Below are 2743 nucleotides of genomic sequence, written 5' to 3'. Positions count from 1 at the left end.
AACCTAACTCGTATACACCGGAACAAACGGTAGCAGGGTGGCTGAATTAAACTTGCGATAACTTGATACTGGATGTGTTGTAGTGGGGGCTCATTGCTAAAACACGAGAGAAAGGGGCGATTTAGTTACGTAATACTGCTGAAATACGTTAATATAGCGCGCTATTATTTTAGCTTTGAGTTCCTGCAATTAATGACTAACACCACAACACCAACCAACTTCTCTGATCTTGGCTTAATCTCTCCTTTGATGGCTCGTCTTACCGAGCTTGAATACCAACAGCCAACGCCTATCCAAGCGCAAGTTATTCCGAGTGTGTTAGCAGAACGCGACCTAATTGCAGGCGCAAATACAGGTTCAGGTAAAACCGCAGCATTTGCACTTCCACTGTTACAGAAGATCCATGAAGATGCACCTTTAGACCGTCGTTCGGGCAAAGGTAACTATGTTTCTGGCCTTATCTTGGTTCCTACACGTGAGCTTGCTAAGCAAGTTGCCGATAGCGTTAAGTCTTACGCAGTACATTTCAACGGTGCAATTAAAACTGTTTGTGTATTCGGTGGTGTATCGGTGAACACTCAGATGCAAGCACTACGTGGCGGCACAGACATCTTGGTGGCAACACCGGGTCGTTTGCTTGATCTGATCTCAAGCAACGCTATCAAACTCGATAAAGTAAAAACGTTAGTGCTTGATGAAGCTGACCGAATGTTGAGCCTTGGTTTTACCGAAGAGCTTGACGCGATCTTGAAGCTGCTGCCAAGCAAGAAGCAAACTCTGTTGTTCTCTGCGACTTTCCCTGAGCAAGTTAAAACGTTGACTCACGAATTACTGAACGACCCAATTGAAGTCCAACTTCAAAGTGCTAATGCAAGCACGCTAGTTCAGCGAGTATTCGAAGTCGAAAAAGGCCGTAAGACAGCTTTGTTAGCGCACCTGATTCAACAACACGAATGGCGCCAAGCCCTGATTTTCGTGAATGCGAAGAACAGCTGTGAGCATTTGGCTGATAAGTTATACAAGCGCGGTATCATTGCGGAAGTATTCCACGGTGATAAAGGTCAGGGTTCACGTACTCGTATCCTAGAAGATTTTAAATCTGGCGAGATTGACGTTCTGATCGCGACAGACATCGCAGCTCGTGGTCTGGATATTGAAAAGCTTCCTGTAGTAATCAACTTTGATTTACCACGTAGCCCATCAGACTACATGCACCGTATTGGCCGAAGTGGTCGTGCGGGTGAGGTTGGTCTAGCGCTATCTTTGATCGACCACGAAGATTACCATCACTTCACAATCATTGAGAAGAAGAACAAAATCCGTCTTGAGCGTGAGCAAATTGAAGGTTTTGAAGTGGATGCAGAAGCTACGGCTGAACTTGTTGCTGCACTAAAACCCGTTGCGCCACCGGCTGGCACAGGCAAGAAGAAAAAGAAGAAAGCACCTAAAAACCAAGATGTTTGGTTGAGAAATAACTGATATTGAGTCAGTAAAAATAGAATTTCTAAAGGCGCTTAATTGCGCCTTTTTTGTTTTTAGCCCAGTTTAGCGAATCCGCGTAACGAGATTAAACGACACTCTTGACTCTAAAGAGGTCAGTAAATAATTTGCCGATCATCAAAATGATGAGCAGTGTGGTTAACATCAGTAATGGTGTTTGAATCTGATAAACCGGTGTTAGATTAAGCGCGCCAGACGTCAGTACGACCAGCAGGTTAATGCCAAGTATTCGGTGCACCATAAGTTTAGGCGTTGCGAACACTTTCCATATCACCATGCTATTAATGAAATAGAACAATGCCAATTGCCACAACTCAGTCATCATCGGCATGATAAAGATGTATTGAAGTAAAATAATGGTACCTGTGCCTATCAACCCGAAAAATGCATCTTTGATTACACTTGGTGGCATCGTCGGCAACATGGAAGAAAATACGCCTGCAATCATCGGAAAAATAAAACCACCCGGCACAGGTAGATATATCCAAACCAGTAGCGACGTTACGAACATCGAGACTCCTTGTAAGACTTTTCTCCCATCTTCATCCAGGTGTTGAACAAAGGTACGGTGCTCATGGTGCCAAGGAACGTTTTTCTTCTCACTCTTCACAAACGGCACATCATTAATCAATGACAAGTGTGGCGCCATTAACTCTAGTTTTTCCAGTTTTTCTGTGAGAATTGGCCAATCAATAGGTTGAGTAAGTTCATCCGAGGCGAGTTCAAGCAGACGCTCTTGAATATGCGCCATTTCGTTGATTCGTAAACGCCATGCGTGAATATTTTCTTTTAGGTGATAACTCCCAGCGAGCGGCAAATCCAACAGTTGATAGAGCTTTTCAATATTAGCGGTATTGGACTCTAAGGCTTCTATATAAAGGTTGTTGGTATCGCTCATTGCTGTTATCAGCGTTTCTCTGCTTGTTTCAAATCGTTGTACAAAGTTCTGCTCAGTGTTTACAGGCCAGATCAGACGATAAACAATCGAGAAGGTGATAACACCTAATAGAGTTTCTTGTATTCGAAGCACTGCAAAATAGAATGTAATTTGGTTATCGAATCCACCCATACAAGAGATGATGGAGCAAACCGCAAAGCCTATTGAAAAGACATAACCGTATTTTTCATCACTCGACATGAAGATGCATGTACCGAGAAATAAGGTGAAAAACATCAGAAATAGAAAGCGGTCCTGAGAAAACATCGCAATCAAGAAAAAGGCATAACCAGTCCCTAACAAGGT

2 protein-coding genes are annotated in these 2743 nt (G+C 43.3%); one reads left to right on the top strand and one right to left on the bottom strand.

Annotated elements, in window-relative coordinates; all coding sequences use genetic code 11:
* The first annotated feature begins 192 nt into the window (after window positions 1-192).
* Window positions 193-1479, top strand: a complete 1287-nt coding sequence (locus tag AB4496_RS17555; RefSeq protein ID WP_009845312.1) for a DEAD/DEAH box helicase — start codon at window positions 193-195, stop codon at window positions 1477-1479.
* A gap of 88 nt (window positions 1480-1567) precedes the next feature.
* On the opposite strand, the gene AB4496_RS17550 is transcribed toward AB4496_RS17555, so the two are convergent.
* A partial coding sequence (locus AB4496_RS17550; RefSeq protein WP_372131493.1) for an FUSC family protein occupies window positions 1568-2743 on the bottom strand: 1176 nt, incomplete at its 5' end.

The sequence above is a fragment of the Vibrio sp. 10N.222.46.A1 genome, from assembly GCF_041473595.1.
Classification (GTDB): Bacteria; Pseudomonadota; Gammaproteobacteria; order Enterobacterales; family Vibrionaceae; genus Vibrio; species Vibrio tasmaniensis_A.
The sequence above is the reverse complement of the archived record's forward strand: the minus strand, read 5'-3'. Positions and strand labels throughout refer to the sequence as shown.

Excerpts from the sequence above, each read along its gene's own strand:
- AB4496_RS17555 (WP_009845312.1), top strand. The coding sequence starts at position 193 with ATGACTAACACCACAACACCAACCAACTTCTCTGATCTTGGCTTAATC.